17 protein-coding genes are annotated in these 17,244 nt (G+C 37.6%); 2 read left to right on the top strand and 15 right to left on the bottom strand.

The features are described from left to right. Positions 1-3: 3 nt before the first annotated feature. From hisS to prmA, 5 genes are all read right to left on the bottom strand, one after another. Positions 4-1,290 carry a histidine--tRNA ligase gene (gene hisS / locus OZX56_RS04170; protein WP_277126495.1) on the bottom strand — a complete coding sequence of 429 codons (1,287 nt, stop codon included), beginning with the start codon at positions 1,288-1,290 and terminating at the stop codon, positions 4-6. A 301-nt stretch (positions 1,291-1,591) separates the two neighbouring features. Continuing rightward, positions 1,592-2,029, bottom strand: a complete 438-nt coding sequence (gene dtd, locus OZX56_RS04165; protein ID WP_277140298.1) for a D-aminoacyl-tRNA deacylase — start codon at positions 2,027-2,029, stop codon at positions 1,592-1,594. Next, complete coding sequence (locus tag OZX56_RS04160; protein WP_277140297.1) at positions 2,029-4,272, bottom strand: bifunctional (p)ppGpp synthetase/guanosine-3',5'-bis(diphosphate) 3'-pyrophosphohydrolase; 2,244 nt, start codon at positions 4,270-4,272, stop codon at positions 2,029-2,031. Before OZX56_RS04160 ends, dtd begins: the two co-directional genes overlap by 1 nt. Before the next feature lie 4 nt (positions 4,273-4,276). Further along, entirely contained in the window at positions 4,277-4,651 is a 375-nt protein-coding gene (locus OZX56_RS04155; protein ID WP_348635972.1) for a hypothetical protein, read from the bottom strand. A 22-nt stretch (positions 4,652-4,673) separates the two neighbouring features. Then, positions 4,674-5,615 (bottom strand): 50S ribosomal protein L11 methyltransferase, encoded by a 942-nt coding sequence (gene prmA, locus OZX56_RS04150; RefSeq protein ID WP_277140296.1) that lies wholly within the window; start codon positions 5,613-5,615, stop codon positions 4,674-4,676. A gap of 63 nt (positions 5,616-5,678) precedes the next feature. Here prmA and OZX56_RS04145 point away from each other — a divergent pair, with 63 nt between their 5' ends. Both OZX56_RS04145 and OZX56_RS04140 read left to right on the top strand, forming a co-directional pair. After that, positions 5,679-6,179, top strand: a complete 501-nt coding sequence (locus OZX56_RS04145) for an aminoacyl-tRNA deacylase (protein ID WP_277140295.1) — start codon at positions 5,679-5,681, stop codon at positions 6,177-6,179. Between the two features lie 157 nt (positions 6,180-6,336). Further along, positions 6,337-7,278: a sugar-binding domain-containing protein gene (locus tag OZX56_RS04140; protein ID WP_277126500.1), complete on the top strand. Its 942-nt coding sequence runs from the start codon at positions 6,337-6,339 to the stop codon at positions 7,276-7,278. Here the strand turns inward: OZX56_RS04140 and citX are convergent. The 10 genes from citX to OZX56_RS04090 form a co-directional block, all read right to left on the bottom strand. Further along, the gene (gene citX / locus OZX56_RS04135; protein WP_277140294.1) at positions 7,275-7,817 is read right to left on the bottom strand and encodes a citrate lyase holo-[acyl-carrier protein] synthase; all 543 of its coding nucleotides are present in this window, start codon (positions 7,815-7,817) and stop codon (positions 7,275-7,277) included. The two genes, OZX56_RS04140 and citX, sit on opposite strands and share 4 nt — an antisense overlap. An 85-nt stretch (positions 7,818-7,902) precedes the next feature. Beyond that, positions 7,903-9,441: a citrate lyase subunit alpha gene (gene citF / locus OZX56_RS04130; protein WP_277140293.1), complete on the bottom strand. Its 1,539-nt coding sequence runs from the start codon at positions 9,439-9,441 to the stop codon at positions 7,903-7,905. Next, entirely contained in the window at positions 9,431-10,345 is a 915-nt protein-coding gene (locus tag OZX56_RS04125) for an aldolase/citrate lyase family protein (RefSeq protein WP_277140292.1), read from the bottom strand. Before OZX56_RS04125 ends, citF begins: the two co-directional genes overlap by 11 nt. Before the next feature lies 1 nt (position 10,346). After that, positions 10,347-10,643 (bottom strand): citrate lyase acyl carrier protein, encoded by a 297-nt coding sequence (citD, locus tag OZX56_RS04120; RefSeq protein ID WP_277126504.1) that lies wholly within the window; start codon positions 10,641-10,643, stop codon positions 10,347-10,349. Then, positions 10,633-11,688 carry a [citrate (pro-3S)-lyase] ligase gene (gene citC / locus OZX56_RS04115; protein ID WP_277140291.1) on the bottom strand — a complete coding sequence of 352 codons (1,056 nt, stop codon included), beginning with the start codon at positions 11,686-11,688 and terminating at the stop codon, positions 10,633-10,635. The genes citD and citC overlap by 11 nt, the downstream gene beginning before the upstream one ends. Then, the gene (locus OZX56_RS04110) at positions 11,689-12,483 is read right to left on the bottom strand and encodes an alpha/beta hydrolase (protein ID WP_277140290.1); all 795 of its coding nucleotides are present in this window, start codon (positions 12,481-12,483) and stop codon (positions 11,689-11,691) included. Positions 12,484-12,489: 6 nt separating this feature from the next. Continuing rightward, positions 12,490-13,959, bottom strand: a complete 1,470-nt coding sequence (locus OZX56_RS04105; protein WP_277140289.1) for a DASS family sodium-coupled anion symporter — start codon at positions 13,957-13,959, stop codon at positions 12,490-12,492. A 16-nt stretch (positions 13,960-13,975) separates the two neighbouring features. Then, positions 13,976-14,674, bottom strand: a complete 699-nt coding sequence (locus tag OZX56_RS04100) for an RraA family protein (protein ID WP_277126508.1) — start codon at positions 14,672-14,674, stop codon at positions 13,976-13,978. Positions 14,675-14,694: 20 nt separating this feature from the next. Next, positions 14,695-15,624 (bottom strand): L-lactate dehydrogenase, encoded by a 930-nt coding sequence (locus OZX56_RS04095; protein WP_277140288.1) that lies wholly within the window; start codon positions 15,622-15,624, stop codon positions 14,695-14,697. A 208-nt stretch (positions 15,625-15,832) separates the two neighbouring features. Further along, positions 15,833-17,230 (bottom strand): flavocytochrome c, encoded by a 1,398-nt coding sequence (locus OZX56_RS04090; protein ID WP_277140287.1) that lies wholly within the window; start codon positions 17,228-17,230, stop codon positions 15,833-15,835. Positions 17,231-17,244: the final 14 nt, after the last annotated feature.

The following is a 17,244-nucleotide window of genomic DNA, read 5'->3' as shown; positions in this document are numbered from 1 at the left end:
AAATTAGTCCTTTAATTGTTCAATAATGTTCTGCATATTATCAACATCACTCAGCTGAAGATCGAGTGTCTTTGCATCCGATAATCGCTTAACATTAAGTGTACCTGCTTCTAGTTCTTTAGCACCTAACGTAATTACGAATTTTGCATTTACTCGATCTGCCTTTTTGAATTGCGCCTTCAGCTTCTTCTGATCAACATCGTATTGTACCTTGAAACCCTGCTCGCGCAAACTACGCGCAATTTCAACAGCTTTAAGAGCGGTGCCCTCACCAATATTAGTAATAAAGAAGTCAATCCCTTGATCAGCAAATAGCTGCGGATTTTGCTTTTGTAAAACTAACATCAACCGTTCTTCGCCAATCCCAAAACCAACTGCTGGTGTTTGGGGACCAGAAAATTCTTCAACTAGATGGTCATAGCGGCCACCGCCAAGAATGGTTGTGGCAGATTCCCATAGACTCTGATCTTCGACCATAAATTCAAAAATAATCCCGGTATAGTAATCAAGTCCGCGTACTAGGTCATTATCAATTACATATTCAATCCCCAATTGGTCAAGCATACTGGTAATTTGGTCAAAATTTGCTTTTGATTCTTGATCCAAGTAATCAATAATCTTCGGTGCATTAGGCAAAAATTGCTTATCCTGTTCATCCTTAGAATCTAAAATTCTAAGTGGATTATTAACTAGCCGACGTTTAGAATCATCTGATAGTTGCTCTTTTAGCGGTGTAAAGTAATTCACCAAAGCATCATGATAGTCTTGCCGCACCTGGGTATTGCCCAATGTGTTGATGTGCAGCTCATAATTCTTCACACCCAACTTTGCTAATAAATCATGAGCTAAAATAATTGTCTCAACATCAGCTAGTGAATTGCTAGAGCCAAAACTTTCTACTCCAATCTGATGAAATTCGCGCTGCCGTCCTGCTTGTGGTCTTTCATAACGGAACGTTGATTCAAGATAGTAAACATTAAATGGTTTGACGACTTCTGGAGCATACATTTTATCTTCAACATAGGCCCGCACTACACCAGCAGTACCTTCCGGACGCAAAGCAATATGACGTCCACCTTTATCGTTAAAATCGTACATTTCTTTTTCAACAACATCAGAAGTTTCACCACTTGACCGAGAAAAAACTTCATAATTTTCAAAACTGGGAGTTCTAATTTCACGATAATTTGCCTGCTTGAAAAAGTCACGCACAATTTGCTCTACTCTTTCCCATGAACCTGACTGCTCAGGCAAAATATCCACTGTTCCCTTAGGTCTTTGTACTTTCATTTACTCATCCTTTTAATAAAAAAGCGCCCTTGAATAAATCAAGGGCGCTAAGTGCACGGTACCACCTTTTGCTTGTGCTGCGAAATAACGCTCGCCACGCGTTTATTATCTGCTAAAGTGGTCACAGTTAGCTGTCCTATCCGTTCTTTCAGCTAATTGAACGGTCTCTGTTAATAGAACTGGCTAAACCTCAATCTTTGTCATTGATAATTCTTTTAAAGTATAACTCATGTTGGTCAAAAACTCAAAATCATTTTCTAGTTTCACTAAGCTACACAATTACCAATTGAGCTAGCTCAACTTATAAATCGAAAACTACAGTAAAAGGTCCGTCATTTTCTAAGCTAACTTGCATATCTGCACCAAATTCTCCAGTAGCCACCTGCAAACCAGCATTAACTAATTCATCGTTAAAGTTCTGCCACAATTCTTTTGATTTAGGCGGACGCATTGCTTTGGTAAAACTAGGACGATTGCCCTTTTTGGTATCGGCCAATAAGGTAAATTGGCTGACACTTAAAACTTGCCCGCCAACATCTTTAATTGCCAAATTTGTTTTACCATTTTCATCTTCAAAAATTCGCATTTTAGCAATTTTACTAGCTGCTTTTTGCACCATTGCCAAGTCATCGCCTTCTTTGATGCCAACTAGCAATAATAATCCTCGATCAATCCGGCCAATAACTTGTCCAGCAACCGCTACTTGTGCTTGATTAACTCTTTGAATTACGACCCGCATTAACTATCCGCCCTTCTGGTTTGATATACATCCGGAATATCCCTTAGTTTACTCAAAATATCATTTAACTGCTTAGAATTATTAACTGCTACTGTTGCATAAATATGCGCAATATTGTCATCGTTCACTTTACCAGAAATATTATTAATATTTTTGGTTAACGAATTTAACTTAGTCAAAACATCACTTAACAGACTATTGCGATTATAGCCAAAGACCTCTAGATTTGCATTAAAAGCTTGTTGGCTGCCTTCTTCAATATTCTCCCATTCAACTTCAATTAGTCGTCCTTGACTAGCTTTGTTATTAACAATATTGCGGCAATCAGCCCGATGGATAGTTACTCCGCGTCCTTTAGTAACATAACCAACAATTTGATCACCAGGAACAGGATTACAACACTTAGCCAAATGCAGCATGAGGTCACTCATGCCTTGAATCATGACCCCATTTTTGTGTCTAATCTTCATCGGCGTGGTCGAATTCTTGTTAGTAGTTTGCTCTTGCGGTGTCTTCTTTTGCCCAGAACTTAAGATTTCGGCTTCAAGTTCTTTTTGCTTTTGTTTTTTATTTTCACGGCGAACCGCAATAGTTAAACGATTAGCTACACTAACAGCAGATAAGTCACCAAAACCTATTGAAGCAAATAATTCGTCAGCCGTCTTATAATTAAATTGCTCTAAAGCTTCTTCAAGATGATTTTTATCCATAAAGTCTTTTGGTACTAGACCTTGCTCGCTTATTTTATCAGCAACTAGCTGGCGCCCTTGTTCAACACTATGATTCCTGTCAATATCACGAAAGTAGCGACGAATTTTATTTCGTGCTCGTGACGTCTTGACGATATCAACCCAATCACGCGATGGTTTGGAATTAGACTGGGTCATAATCTCAACTACATCACCATTTTTTAATTTGTAATCAAGTGGCACTAGCTTACCATTGACCTTAGCTCCAACCGCATGACTACCGACTTGAGTATGGATTTCATAAGCAAAGTCTAAAGTTACCGACCCTTTCGGTAATTCATATACCTCACCTTTTGGAGTGAACACATAGACCCGATCAGAAAAAATATCGCTTTTGACACTTTTCATAAATTCGTCAGCATCTTGGGTTTCGTCTTTTAACTCCAAAATTTCTCTGACCATATCCAATTTTTTATTAGAATTGGTTTGCTCAACCCCATTAAATTCACCGCGCTTATATGCCCAGTGAGCAGCCACACCGTATTCAGCCACTTCATGCATCTGTTCAGTTCGAATCTGAATTTCTAATGGCTTACCACCAGGTCCAATAATAGTGGTATGCAGAGACTGATAGCCATTTGCTTTAGGTACAGCAATATAATCTTTAAAACGACCCGGCATTGGCTTCCACTTGGTGTGGACTGCGCCTAAGACTGCATAACAATCTTTAACCGTTTTAACTAACACTCGTACTGCCGACAAATCATATATCTCATCGAAGTCTTTATGCTTATTAACCATTTTTTTATAGATAGAATAGATATGCTTAGGTCGACCATAGATGTCATACTTGATACCTAAACTATCTAAACTAGTTTCTAAGGTTTTAATTGCATCATTAATATATTCTTCCCTTTGACTACGTTTTAAGTCCATTAAGTTAACAATTTGATAATATGCTTCGGGATTTAAATAATGAAAACTGATGTCTTCTAATTCCCACTTAATTGACCCAATACCTAACCGATCAGCTAGTGGGGCATAAATATCCATGGTCTCTGAAGCAATTCGGCGTTGTTTGTCAGGACGTAAATGTTGCAAAGTATGCATGTTGTGCAACCGATCAGCTAGTTTAACCATAATAACTCGAATATCTTTAGCCATCGCAATTAGCATTTTACGGTGATTCTCTGCCAAAAATTCCTGATGAGATTTGTATTTATATTTATTAAGTTTAGTAACGCCATCAACAATAAATGCTACATCTTTACCAAACTTTTCCTTAATATCATCATTAGTAACCGGAGTATCCTCGACTGTATCATGCAAAAAACCAGCTGCTACTGTATCAGGATCCAATTTTAAGTTAGCCAGTGTACCAGCAACTTGCGTAGGATGCACAATATAGGGTTGCCCTGATGCTCTTTTTTGTTCTTTGTGCGCTTCATTAGCAAACTGATAAGCTTCTTCAACAAACGCAACTTGCTCCTGATTCATATATGCTTTACACGTGTTAATAACTTTATCGTGTGTCATTTCAATATATTTTGACATCTACTCACCCTTTCTGATTGTAAACATGCTTATCCATTAGCCCAAAAATTTCAAAAATCAAATAAATTAACCCAAATAGTAAATTATATTTAGCATATTTAAGTAAGATTATTATACAAAAAATACCAGGCAAAAAAAGTAACCAATAATGATTTAGCCGACGATGCTCAATTAATCTACCTAAATGATAACTAACTAAGGGATTCACTAGCATAAATAATAAGCCTACACGCCAGACAATTGGAATTTGTATTAAGCTAAACACTAATGGCAAAATACTAACTAGTATGCTCCACCAAATAACTGGCATCCAGCTATATTGATTCAACTTTTGAATCAATGAAATTCGTTTAATTCGATCAAAAACTTTATTAATCAATTTGGTATCCTTCTAAGTTAGTCTACTCTTGTCGCTCAATAATCAAGCCAACCCAACGTTCTTTTTTCAAACTTAATACTACCTTAAAACCGGCTTGGTCAAGAGCATCATGAACTTTTGATAACTGTAAATAATCAATTCCTGAAAAAATCACTTGCCCGCCAATATTCAAGTGTTCATCTAGTTGCGGAATAAGCTCAAGTAAAATATCTGCTAGAATATTGGCAACAATTACATCAAACTTTCCAGTAACCCCTGTTAACAAACTAGTTTTTTGAACGTTAATCTCAGACAACTTATTCAGTTTCATATTCTGATGAGTTGCACTGATTGCTTCATCTGAAATATCCGTAGCCGAAACTTGTTTTGCACCTAATAGTGTCGCCGCAATTGCTAAAATTCCCGAACCAGTTCCTACATCAATCACACTCTTGGGTTTAGCCATCACCAATTCAAGCCCAGTTAGTACCAATTGTGTGGTAATATGATTACCTGTTCCAAAGGCTAGTCCTGGATCAAGCTTAATTAACTTCTGATCTGCAAACGCTGGTTGATAATCTTCCCACTCTGGAACAATGGCTAAATGTCGTGAAAAATCGATCGGATGATAAAACTTTTGCCAAGCAGTATTCCAATCTTGATCAACCACATAGGCAGTTGTCAATTTTGCCTGCCCAATTGCCAGTCCGTAGCCTTGCAATTCTTGTAACTTGCTCTGATAGCTTTTAGTTAAGGCAGTAGCATCGGCTTCTTCATCAAAATATGCTATAAATTGCATATCCTCTGGCAAATCTTGAATTTCATCTAACTCAACCAAAGTTGAATCATGTCTGCGACTTGCATCTTGAAAGTCGGAACGCTTACGAGCTTGTGTCCCCAAAGCATGCAGATCATCCATACTGTATATGGTTAACGCATCTTCTACTTCGTGGCTAGTTTCAATTTTAATCATTAATAATTTCAATTTATACTACTCCCTTTTTACTTTTGGTTCTAGAATGCTATCATAGTTAACAAGGTGATAATTATGGCAAAGCAAAAAAATAAACTTGAAAAAACTTTAGTCGAAAAAATCTTGGATCGCAATAAAATTCCTTATCGACCAACTAAGTTTGCAACCCACCAAGATTCGGGTGGCGTCACAAAAATGGATACTTCTATTCTAAACGAGAATGAACATTTGGTCTACAAAACGCTGGTCTGTACTGGCAATAAAACTGGTTCTTTAGTCGGAGTAATTCCTGTAACAGAGCATCTAAGTCTCAAAAAACTAGCTAAAGTCTCTGGTAATAAAAAATGCGAAATGCTACCACTTAAAGATTTAGAAAAAACCACCGGCTACGTCCATGGTGCTAATACGCCCATTGGGATTTATTTTAAACATCATTTTCCAATTTATCTGGACAAAAGTATGACACGCGAAATAGAAATTGCTGTTTCCAGTGGTCAAGTCGGACGTAGCGTATTTTTAGCTCCACAAGATTTACAAAACTATTGTCAAGCAAGTTTTAGTGATTTACTAGAATAACTTTTTGATTTTACTAAGTTGAGCAGCGATTTAGCTGCTCTTTTTTACTGATTTTGGTAATATTACTACACAATTAAAAAATTAGAAGCTAATACTAACTTAAAAAATAATTTTGTAATATAATTTATTGCAACATCAAAAAATTAAGGAAGAAAAAATGACATTATTAACTGATGAAGAACTGGCAAATATTGCTCACGATTACTTTTTGAGTAAATTAAATATTGCCGACATCTCCAAAAAATATGATTTATCCCGCTATCTGATAACTAAGGCAATTGAGGAAGCTGAAGACAAGGGAATAGTCAAAATCAACATTTACCAAAGTCCTAAACGAGTAGAAAAACTTGAACGTGAATTTCAACGTCTCTTTCATTTAAAGGAAGTCTATATCCTTGAAGACTTAGAAACCAAAAATCAGGACAATGAAATGATCGTCAACTATGCTGCCAAGCAAATTCAAAACTATATTAAATCTTCTCACGTAGTCGGTCTAACCTGGGGAACCTTAATCCGGGACATTGTCAATAACTTTACTGAAGTTAACCGAGATGATTTAACCTTTATTCAACTGGTTGGTCAGGTGGTTAATACAAGCAAACGCAAAAACCAAGTGATTCAACAAGCAGCCAAAAAATTTAATGCAAAGTCACTTACTTTTCCTGCTCCATTATATGCACTTAATCCGCAATTAATTCAAGAAGTTAAACAAGAACCTTTCTATGAACAAATTGATAATTTTTATCCACGACTTGACTTAGTCTTTGCCAGTATTGGCACTGCTCAAGCAATCGAATCTGGACGGTTCTTTATGGAATATTATGCAGATAGTTTATTTACTGGAATTGATCGTAGTAAAATTGCTGGGACGGTCTTTGGTCGACCTTACGATATCGAAGGAAACTTCTTTGAAACAATTGAACCTCATATATGCGGGATTAGTCTATCAGAACTAATGCGAATTCCCAATCGCTTTGTAATCGTCAAAAACCGGTTTAAGGAAGAAGCCTTACTTGGAGCACTAAGAAGTGGTGTTGTTACTCATTTAGTTACCAGCAGCGGAATTGCAGAACGTGTCTTGCAAAAGCTAAACAATTAAGTTAGATTGTTTTCATAAACTTGGCTGAGATAAGCTTGTAATTGGTTGACAGAATGCCTTCTTGAACGTGCACACTCTTTAGCTGGTCTTTGACATAAAAAACAGGAACGTGCTTTTAATCCCATTTCAGTTCTTGATAAAGCAGCTTTGCTTGCTGAAGTTAACACATCGGCATCAAACAAACGACCTAATTCTGTTTGGTCCTCAAAATAAATCGCAGCTTGCTTAACTTTAAAAGCTTCATTATTACTCAGATAAAAATTTTCACAACCGGTGGGTCTATCCCAGCTAGCCTTTAGTGAGCACTGTAAATGGTTGTTGGTTAAAATTCGTTCCAAATCCTTAACACCAGCCACAAATAATTTACGTAAGTATTGATTATTCTTGATTGGTCCTGGTATATTGAGTTTAACATCTAATAAAGTCTTTGCTGAAGCAGCTTGTAATAGTTTAGTTTGCAATCTCACTCGTCTATCCTTATCAGCTAAAACTTGAACAATATCTTGCGGCTGACCTTCTTTAAAAATTGATTTAGTCATTTAATCATCCTTTTTATTTATTATAGCAAAAAAGCATGGAAATAAGTTACATCTTCTTTCCATGCTTTTTGTCAATATAATTACTTTAGTCTTTAACTTGCTTAATGGTATCAATGATCGTGCCATCACGATATTCTACCAAAGCAACAGTACGATCAGTATATTCCAGCGGTTTCGCTTGTCCAACTTGGCCTTGGGCTAGTTGTTGCAAGTCTTTAATGTCAACAATCTTTAACCCTGGAACTTTGCTCAAAGCAGCAATCAAGTCTTGACGCTTAGGATTAATGGCAATTCCGCGCTCAGTTACTAGAACATCAATTGAATCGCCCGGTGTAACAACCGTTTCAACTTTTGGCACTACCGTAGCATTACGCCCGCGAACAAGTGGAGCTGTAATGATAGTCATCTTGGCATTAGCAGCATCTTGATGTCCACCAATTGCCCCGCGGATAACTCCATCTGAGCCAGTCATCACATTAACATTAAAATCTGTATCAATTTGCAATGCAGATAAGATGGCTACATCAAGATTATTTACGACTGCACCTTTGTTATGCGGATCAGCATACCATGAAGCATCTATTTCTTGTTGATCACGATTCTTGGCCATTGATGCAGCTGCACCTTTATCAAAATCCTGGACATCCATGACTTTTTTTACTAAGCCCTCTTCAAGCAAATCAGTAGTTGGCTTAGTAATGCCACCTAAAGCAAATGAGGCTGTAATCTGATCATCAATCATTGATTGACGTAAATATCGCGTTACTGCTAAAGCAGCACCACCAGAACCTGTTTGGAATGAAAAACCTTGTTTATAATATGGTGAGTTAGTAATCACCTGATTAACATTTTGGGCGATTTTTAATTCTTTAGGATCTTTAGTAAATCGAGTAGCACCAGAACCAATCTTATCAGGGTCACCAATCTTATCAACTTTAACGACATAATCAACTTGATCCTGCTTAATTGAGGCTGGTGTATTCGGGTAATCAACCACGTTATCTGTTAGCAATACAACTTTATCGGCATATTGGGCATCGATTAAAGCATATCCTAATGAACCAAAAACTGCATTACCATCTTGGCCATTAGCATTACCTGCTGGATCAGAAACCGGAACACCTAAGAAAGCTACATCAATTTTAATGTCGCCCACTTCAATTGCTCGTGCCCGATTACCATGTGAACGAAAAATTACCGGATTTTTAAGACCGCCATGTGAAACAAATTCACCAAGGCTGCCACGCATTCCTGAGGAAGCAATATTAGTAATTACCCCCTTTTTAATTGCTTCAATTACCTTGTCGTTCATGACACCAGTCAGTGAAGATGGAGCCAGAGTTAAATCTTGATACCCCATTTTAATAATTTGATCCATGACTTTATTGAAAGCAAAATCACCATTTCTAAAGTGGTGGTGGAACGATATGGTCATCCCATCTTTAAGATTATTTTTAATAACCTCTTCTAAAGAATCAACTACTTTGTCTTCTCCGGCGCTTACCCTAACTTTAGGAGCAACCCGTTGAACTTCAGGATGACCGATTTTAGTTGATTCAAAGCCCTTTAAATTCATTTTAGTCATTAATTCATCTGGTAATTCGCGGTTAACTTTATTCTCCAATGTAATTACCCTCCTTATCAATCAAATTAGAAGCTTTCGCAGTTTCGAGTACTCGATTCGCTTTTTCAACAACTGGTTTATCAACCATCTTACCATTCATGGAGATAACACCTGAACCCTTGGCTTTAGCCTCACGAATTGCATTTTGCACATTCTTTGCATTTTCAATTTCTGCTTTAGTTGGGTTAAAGACTTCATTAACCATTGAAATTTGACGTGGGTTAACTAGTGATTTCCCGTCAAAGCCTAATTCATAAATATAATTCGTTTCTCGATAAAAACCTTCAGTATCCTGCATATTTGAAAAGACGGTATCAAATGCATAAACTCCAGCTGCCCGAGCAGATTGCAAGACCATATTGCGAGCAAATTCTAATTCCCGGCCATCTGGATAACGGTGCGTATGCATGTCAGCAGTGTAATCTTCACCTGAAACAGCTAAGCCCATCATTAAAGGTGTTGCCGTAGCAATTGTTGGTGAATTCAGCACGCCTTTAGCACTTTCAATCGCTGCCATCACACCAATTGAGCCCTTTGCAATGCCATATTCTTCTTCAGCTTTTTCCATATCTTTAACTAATTTTTGGATCATTTCTGCTGATTCAGTCTTAGGTAAACGAATAACATCTACACCGGCTAACACCATGGCCTTAACATCTTCATCATAAAAAGGCGTATCTTGACCATTAATTCTAACTACGATTTCAGCGCCACCAAAGTCGACAGTTTTAATCGCATTAAAAACTAGCATTCTAGCTGCATCTTTTTCAGTCAATGAAACAGCATCCTCTAAATCAAGCATGATTGAATCTGCACCGTAAATCCCAGCATCCTTAATCATTGCTGGATTATTACCGGGAACGAACATCATAGTTCGACGCAGACGATTTTTCACATAAGTCATTTTATTGCAATACCTCCAATTCTGGTTTATCTGAAGTTTCAGTTGCTCTTTGAGCTGCAGCTAATGTCCGAGCGACGATTACACAATCAAGTGCCCCCTTATCGGTCGCCTTAACCTTAGCATCGGTAATTCCATATTTTTGTAAAGTGTTAGTAATTGCTTGTTTAATTTGGTCACCATACGCCTTAATTACTTCAGAATCCAAATCAATTTGAATTCCATCTGTTCCTTTAGAAATCATGATTTGGATATCGGAAGACTCTAAAGTCCCTGCTACACCAATTGTTTTAATTTCCATTAATTTTCATTCCTTTCATAATTCTTGTTTGTAAAGCTTGATAATTATCTTGAATAAATTCCATCGTAGTTGCTGGCACAAGCTGCTTAATCGCTACCAAATTTCCGGTCTTAATTAACTGCCGGACTTGCGTTGCCGTGATTATTTTTTGATTACTACAAAAGCGTTGGACAATCTTAACGTCAATATTTGGACTAAGTATTTTAATTAAACTCTGGTTGTAGAAATTAGTTGTTCGAGAAAAGGGTTCTGTCCCAAGATAACGATATTTGATTGCAAGAGCTGGTGCAATAATATTTCGAAAAACTACAGCATCAATTTCAGTTTGAGTAGTGATTAAGTCATCCGGTGATTCTAAAAAATAAGCCGGAAAAGTTGCTGCTGAAACTAAATAATCACCACCGCTAACTACAATTACATTCTTTAAATCTGCAGTGCCTGCTTTGACCAATTGCATTCTTTCACTTGTTGTAAATAAAGAAGCATCTGTTGCAACCACGAAGACATAGACTAAATCATTTTCCCGACTTGCCAGTTCAACTAGTTTCCTATGTCCTAAGGTAAAAGGATTAGCATTCATGACAATCGCAGCTACCTCTTGCTGTTTTTGTGCTTTTGTGCGAGGTATTTGTGCAATAAAGTCATTAATATCAGGTGTGCCACTTTCTAAAAAAGCTGCTGTGTCAGTCTTAGCTAATTCACTAAATCCTAAGTGCTGAAAACTCGCTGAATATTTTACCTTAGTAAAAACAAAACTGTGAAAAATTTTTTGACTGAATAAATATTGTTGCAAGGCTGACACAATTTGGTTAAACCGAGTTCCAGGAACAACACCTTTATTGCAGACTGCGATGTATTTTAAAACATTACCAGCAATACTGCCTGTCCCAACCAATTTACCAGCATCATCAATTAGTCCAATCGTGTGATCAATCACAGCAACTTCGCGTGTACTAAAATTCTTCAAGTCTAATTTGCTTAAAAAATTCTTCCATTTTTCAAATGTCGCATGGTCATTTAAATACAGGTCAACTACTTTGTCCATTTAGTCACTTCCTTTATAACTATTTAAAAATCGCATAACTTCATCATACATCTCTCGTGGTTGCTCCGCCTGAATTAAATGACCACAATTAGCAATAATTTTTGCTTCAATCAACGGGCTCAATTCCTGCATTGCCAAGGCAAAGTGATAATCAAATAGCGGTGAGTTTTCGCCAGCTAAGACTAATAACGGGATATCGATGTCAATTAAGACATCCCGCCAATCTTGGTGTGCATGATCAATTAGACACAAGTAATTATCACTAGGTTGATATGGAAAATCGCGCGCTTCTTGGCGTGCTAAATCAAACATTTCTTCATCAATTCGTGCAAAAAAAGGATTCCCAAAATCAACTTTTAAATATTCCGGATAATTATGCCAAGTTAAATCTTTAAAACCGTAAGACCACGTTTCATCACGAATCATTTTAGGAGGCTGATCTAAATCAATCATCGCGCAAAAGCGCTTACTACCAAATAGCGATAAATATGACCACAAATTGGCAGCTCCCATTGAATTGCCAATTCCAATTACCTGTTGTAAATCTAACTTTTGCAATAACTCTGCTAAATCTAATGCATGACGGCTAATTCTTTGACCCTGATAGGTTCTCTCAGATTGACCTTGATTACGTGGATCAATTAAAATGAAGCGAAAATCTTTTTTAAAGAGTTGGGCAACTTTTAGCCACATTCGGCTATAACCGCCAATTCCAGGAATCGCAACGATTGGCTGCCCAGCAGTTTGTGTATCATAATAATGAATTTTTACACCGTCATTAGTGCGAAATTCCATTGGTAATTACCACATTCCAATTACTTTCATCCATAACGCACCAACACCGCCAAAGATTACCAAGTAAACCAAACCCAATACAAAGTTCAGTTTCCACCACTCGCCTTGTTTGACATAACCAGTCGTTGCCAAGATTGAAGCTGGTCCATTAGCATAATGAGTAGTTGAAGCATTAATCGCACCAGTAAAAGCAAGTAGCATTGCTGCTAATGGCAGAGGTGCACCTGTTGCAACGGCAACAGATAGAAAAGGCAGATATAGTGCTGTCATGTGGGCAGTTCCGCTAGCAAAGAAGTAGTGCGTATAGAACATTAACAGTACTAAAACTATTAAGACAATGCCCCAATTAATACCACTCAGACTAGATTGAATAGTCTTTGAGAACCAATCAATAAAGCCAAAAGCAATTAACTTGCTAGCCATAAAGACCAAGATCGAGAGCCAAATTAAGATATTCCAAGCACCTGTTTGCTTTAACACATCACTCATAGTTAAAACTCCTGTTATCAGTAATAATGCGACTGCTAAGAAAGCCACAAAAGTTGAATCTAACTGTGGAATATCAAATACCCCTGACAAAACCCATAATACAATTGCCAAAACAAAAACGGTAGCCATAATCTTTTCTGGCTTGGTTATCTTGCCCATTTCAGTTAAGTGATCATTAGCCCACTTTTCGGCATTAGGGGTCTCTTTAATCTCAGGAGGATAAATCTTGTAAATTACAATTGGAATAATGATCGTTGCTACTAATACTGGAACAATCGCAGCTACAAACCAACTAATCCAGGTCATTGAATAGCCCTTTTGTGCCGCCATTTGAACTGCGACCATATTAGGCGCAGCACCAGTAATAAACAATGCAGTCGATAAAACATTGGCATGAAAAGCTGTAAAGTCCAAATAAGCACCAATTTTTTTACGAGATGGATCGTTAGGATACGAATCATAGTCTTTAGAGATCGACTCAGTTACTGGCCAAACTACTCCACCAGTTCTCGCACTATTAGAAGGAATTAAGGCTCCTAAAATCAGTTCCAAACCAGTAATCGCATAACCAATACCAATTGACTTTTTCCCAAAACGCCTAATCATCCAGTAGGCGATTCGATTACCTAAGCCCGTTTTACTAATACCATATGCCATGATAAAGGCCATAGCAATCAGCCATGAAGCAGAATTACTAAAAGCACTCAAAATTCCTGTACTGGTAATAGCGCCAGTCTTAGGATCAACCACATCTTTAATTGGAGCTAGACCAACTAAAACAGTGGCAACTAAACCAACAATGGTAGTCCCACCAATTGGTAAGGGTTTAGTGATACAGCCAACAATAGTAGCAACAAAAATCGCAAACATTTGCCAAGCCTGTGCAGATAAACCTGCTGGCCGCCATGGTGTAATACACCACAGTACTATTCCAATTATTAAAGGCCAAACAAAGCCTTTATAATTCACTTTTTCTAGAGTTTTCATCTTAACCTCTTATTATTCAAGGGCGATAAACATCGTCGATAATCTTATATCCTTTTTCATCCAGTTCCTGGTCTAGCCAGTCTAAATTACTAGATCCGTCATGATAATGCGCCGCTTTTGCATCATCTTGCCTATGAAAGGCCTGCACTCTAGGTAATAGTTCTGCTGCGTTTTCATGAGCGACCTTCACTACTCCATCGCTATCACCTAAAATAATGTCACCAGGATTTACGCTGAGATTCCCACAAGAAACTGGCACATTTACTTCGCCAGGTCCTTCTTGATAAGGACCGTCTGGGGTGGTACTTACTGCGTAAATTGGTAGATCCCAGTCACGCAAACTATCAATATCCCTAATTGAACCATCGATTACCACTCCGGCAACGTGACGCTGATCACGCAACCAAGTCATCATTACCTCACCAATTACTGCACGAGTATTGTCTTCTTCGTTATCAATCACGATGACATCACCAGGATGACAATATTTCAATGCTGCATAAATCGTTAAATTATCGCCAGGTCGATTATGAACGGTAAATGCTGGACCACACATTTCCTGATGCGGCTTAGACATTAACTTAATTCTAGGTGACATCGCACCAGTCCGGTTCATGCAATCCGCTACATTTGAGGAAGGTAGTTTAGCATATGCTGCAATTAAATCTGCATCTGGCAAATCTCTTTTTAAAAATATTCGCTTGCCAACTTGCATTAACTTTCGCCTCTTTTTAATCAATCTAAAGTTACACCTGCTAAGACTTCTTGCATCTTATCCGCAGAGTTGCGCATTTTTTCTTGCTCAGCGCTGGATAATTTTGTTTCAATGACTTGGCTAATTCCAGTACCATCAACTACTGTTGGTGTACCTAAGTACAAGTCGTGTTTAATACCATATTCACCATTAATTGGTGCTGAAAGTGGTAAGACAATTGCTTGATTATCCAGAATTGCGCTAACCACTTTGGTCAACATCATAGCAATTCCATAAAAAGTAGCACCCTTATTTTCAATAATTTTGCCACCTTTTTCACGAATATCACTTTCAATTTCAGTTAAAGCTTGCTCACTGAGCTCAGAATATTCGACCAGTGGCTTATTGGCTACACTTGATTCGTCGAAGTTTTCAAACGAAGTATCACCATGTTCACCTAAAACCATTGAGTTAACACTAGCTACTGGCACATCCAACTTCTTTGCTAATTCAACTTGCAATCTTGCAGAATCAAGAGAGGTTCCAGTACCAATAACTTTGTTTTTAGGAAAACCAGACAACTTTTGCGTTAGCGTAGTTAAAATATCTACCGGATTAGCAGAAACCACAAAGATACCATTAAACCCTGAATCAACTACTGGTTGAATAATACTCTTTAAAATTCCCACATTTTTGTTTACTAAATCAAGTCTAGTTTCACCAGGCTTACGCGGAATCCCAGCAGTAATCACTACTACATCAGCATCTTTAGCATCTTCGTATTCACCAGGGTGAATGTTGCATTCGCCAGCAAAAGGTAAGATATCTTCAAGATCCATTGAATCTCCAACAGGACGTTTCTTAACTACGTCGGCAATTACTAATTCATCAACTCTAGTATGTTGCAGAAGATCATTGGCAAAAGTTGAGCCTACTGAACCATCGCCAACAAGTAATACTTTTCTAGTCATATAATTTTGTTCCTTTCAAAAAATGAAAAAACTTTGTACTTCTTTACACAAATTATTATATAGTCTACCGTTATTATTTTCAATATTTAAAATAAAATATTTTATTTTTTAATTTTTTAAAAATATGCTAAAACATATCGTCCAGCCTACTTAGAGCAGACAAAAGGCACTTAGTTTTTACTAAGTGCCTTAAATATTTCATTTTAAATTAATTATTTGCACGAACAAATTCTGTCATTTGAATTCCAGCTTGCCGACCAAACACAACTGTTTCAGCAATTGAATTGCCGCCAATCCGATTATTACCATGTAATCCACCAGAAACTTCACCGGCAGCGTACAAACCTTTAATTACTTTGCCATTTGTGTCCAAAACCTCGGTTTTTGGATTAATATGAATTCCGCCCATAGTATAGTGAATTGCTGGGTGAATGTGAATCGCATAATAAGGACCTTGATCAATACTGCGATCCATACCTGTGGTCCGACCAAATTCTGTATCATCTTTAGCTGCTACTGCCTTATTCCAAGTTGCGACTGTGGTTGCTAAATTATCAGCATCAGCGCCAATTTCATCAGCAAGTTCTGCTAAAGTAGCACCATGCTTCACTAGGCCAACATGATCATAAAAATCAACTGCAGCAAAATGATCGCGGATTCCCTGGTCTAGGATTAGGTACGCACCATCTTCATGCAAATTGGTAATGGCATCGGAAACAATTTTACGGGTATCAAGTTCATTAACAAATCGTTTACCCGACTTATTAACCAAAATTGCCCCTTCACCGCGGACACCTTCACCAATTAAATAAACATGGTCAGTATCTGTTTGGGCTGTCGGGTGGACCTGAATAAATTCCATTTGCTCAAGTTGCGCATTGACATCACTAGCTAGTTTTAAGCCATCGCCAGTTGCGCCCGGTTGATTAGTAGTCTTATATTCTGTTAAATCAGGGCGATACTTCTTGATTAATTCTTTTGAAGCTCCAAAACCACCTGAGGCTAGCATAACTACCTTAGCTCCAACTTTTTTGATACCACTAGTGGTCTCAACCTCAACACCATTAACCTTGCCAGTATTATCTTGTAATAACTTGCTAACTTTGGATTGATTAAAAACAGGTACTTGTTCTTTTTGAATTTCTTTTAAAGCTCCAGTAACCAAATAACTACCAACTGGTTCCATTGAAGCAGGCCGGTGCGCCCGCTTTTTGCTCATCCCGCCAGTAATTGTCAAATTAGTAAGTTCAATTCCGTGTTCCATTAACCAGCTAACAGCAATTGCTGAATGATCCACAAAATATTGCAATAAGTCTCGATCGTTTAACAAACCACCGCCTTGCAATGTTTCTTGATAAAAACTCGATTTATCATCAATGATACCTTCGTTAAGTTGAACTAAACTTTCAGAAGCATTCATTCCTGACGAAGCACGATTAGTATTACCACCAAGCTTTTCATCTTTTTCAAAAATTGCTACCTTGAGTCCCAATTCATGTGCTTGAATAGCAGCCGTCAGACCTGCTCCACCTGCTCCAACAATTACTGCATCGTAATTATCCGCGATTTGCGCACTATCATTTGGCGTAAAAACAAATTTTGCCATGTAATCTCCCTTTT

This window comes from Lactobacillus sp. ESL0684 (assembly GCF_029392675.1).
In the GTDB taxonomy this organism is placed as follows: domain Bacteria; phylum Bacillota; class Bacilli; order Lactobacillales; family Lactobacillaceae; genus Lactobacillus.
The sequence above is the reverse complement of the archived record's forward strand: the minus strand, read 5'-3'. Positions and strand labels throughout refer to the sequence as shown.

Excerpts from the sequence above, each read along its gene's own strand:
- hisS (WP_277126495.1), bottom strand. The coding sequence starts at position 1,290 with ATGAAAGTACAAAGACCTAAGGGAACAGTGGATATTTTGCCTGAGCAG.
- dtd (WP_277140298.1), bottom strand. The coding sequence starts at position 2,029 with ATGCGGGTCGTAATTCAAAGAGTTAATCAAGCACAAGTAGCGGTTGCT.
- OZX56_RS04160 (WP_277140297.1), bottom strand. The coding sequence starts at position 4,272 with ATGTCAAAATATATTGAAATGACACACGATAAAGTTATTAACACGTGT.
- OZX56_RS04145 (WP_277140295.1), top strand. The coding sequence starts at position 5,679 with ATGGCAAAGCAAAAAAATAAACTTGAAAAAACTTTAGTCGAAAAAATC.
- OZX56_RS04140 (WP_277126500.1), top strand. The coding sequence starts at position 6,337 with ATGACATTATTAACTGATGAAGAACTGGCAAATATTGCTCACGATTAC.
- citX (WP_277140294.1), bottom strand. The coding sequence starts at position 7,817 with ATGACTAAATCAATTTTTAAAGAAGGTCAGCCGCAAGATATTGTTCAA.
- OZX56_RS04125 (WP_277140292.1), bottom strand. The coding sequence starts at position 10,345 with ATGACTTATGTGAAAAATCGTCTGCGTCGAACTATGATGTTCGTTCCC.
- citD (WP_277126504.1), bottom strand. The coding sequence starts at position 10,643 with ATGGAAATTAAAACAATTGGTGTAGCAGGGACTTTAGAGTCTTCCGAT.
- citC (WP_277140291.1), bottom strand. The coding sequence starts at position 11,688 with ATGGACAAAGTAGTTGACCTGTATTTAAATGACCATGCGACATTTGAA.
- OZX56_RS04110 (WP_277140290.1), bottom strand. The coding sequence starts at position 12,483 with ATGGAATTTCGCACTAATGACGGTGTAAAAATTCATTATTATGATACA.
- OZX56_RS04105 (WP_277140289.1), bottom strand. The coding sequence starts at position 13,959 with ATGAAAACTCTAGAAAAAGTGAATTATAAAGGCTTTGTTTGGCCTTTA.
- OZX56_RS04100 (WP_277126508.1), bottom strand. The coding sequence starts at position 14,674 with ATGCAAGTTGGCAAGCGAATATTTTTAAAAAGAGATTTGCCAGATGCA.
- OZX56_RS04095 (WP_277140288.1), bottom strand. The coding sequence starts at position 15,624 with ATGACTAGAAAAGTATTACTTGTTGGCGATGGTTCAGTAGGCTCAACT.
- OZX56_RS04090 (WP_277140287.1), bottom strand. The coding sequence starts at position 17,230 with ATGGCAAAATTTGTTTTTACGCCAAATGATAGTGCGCAAATCGCGGAT.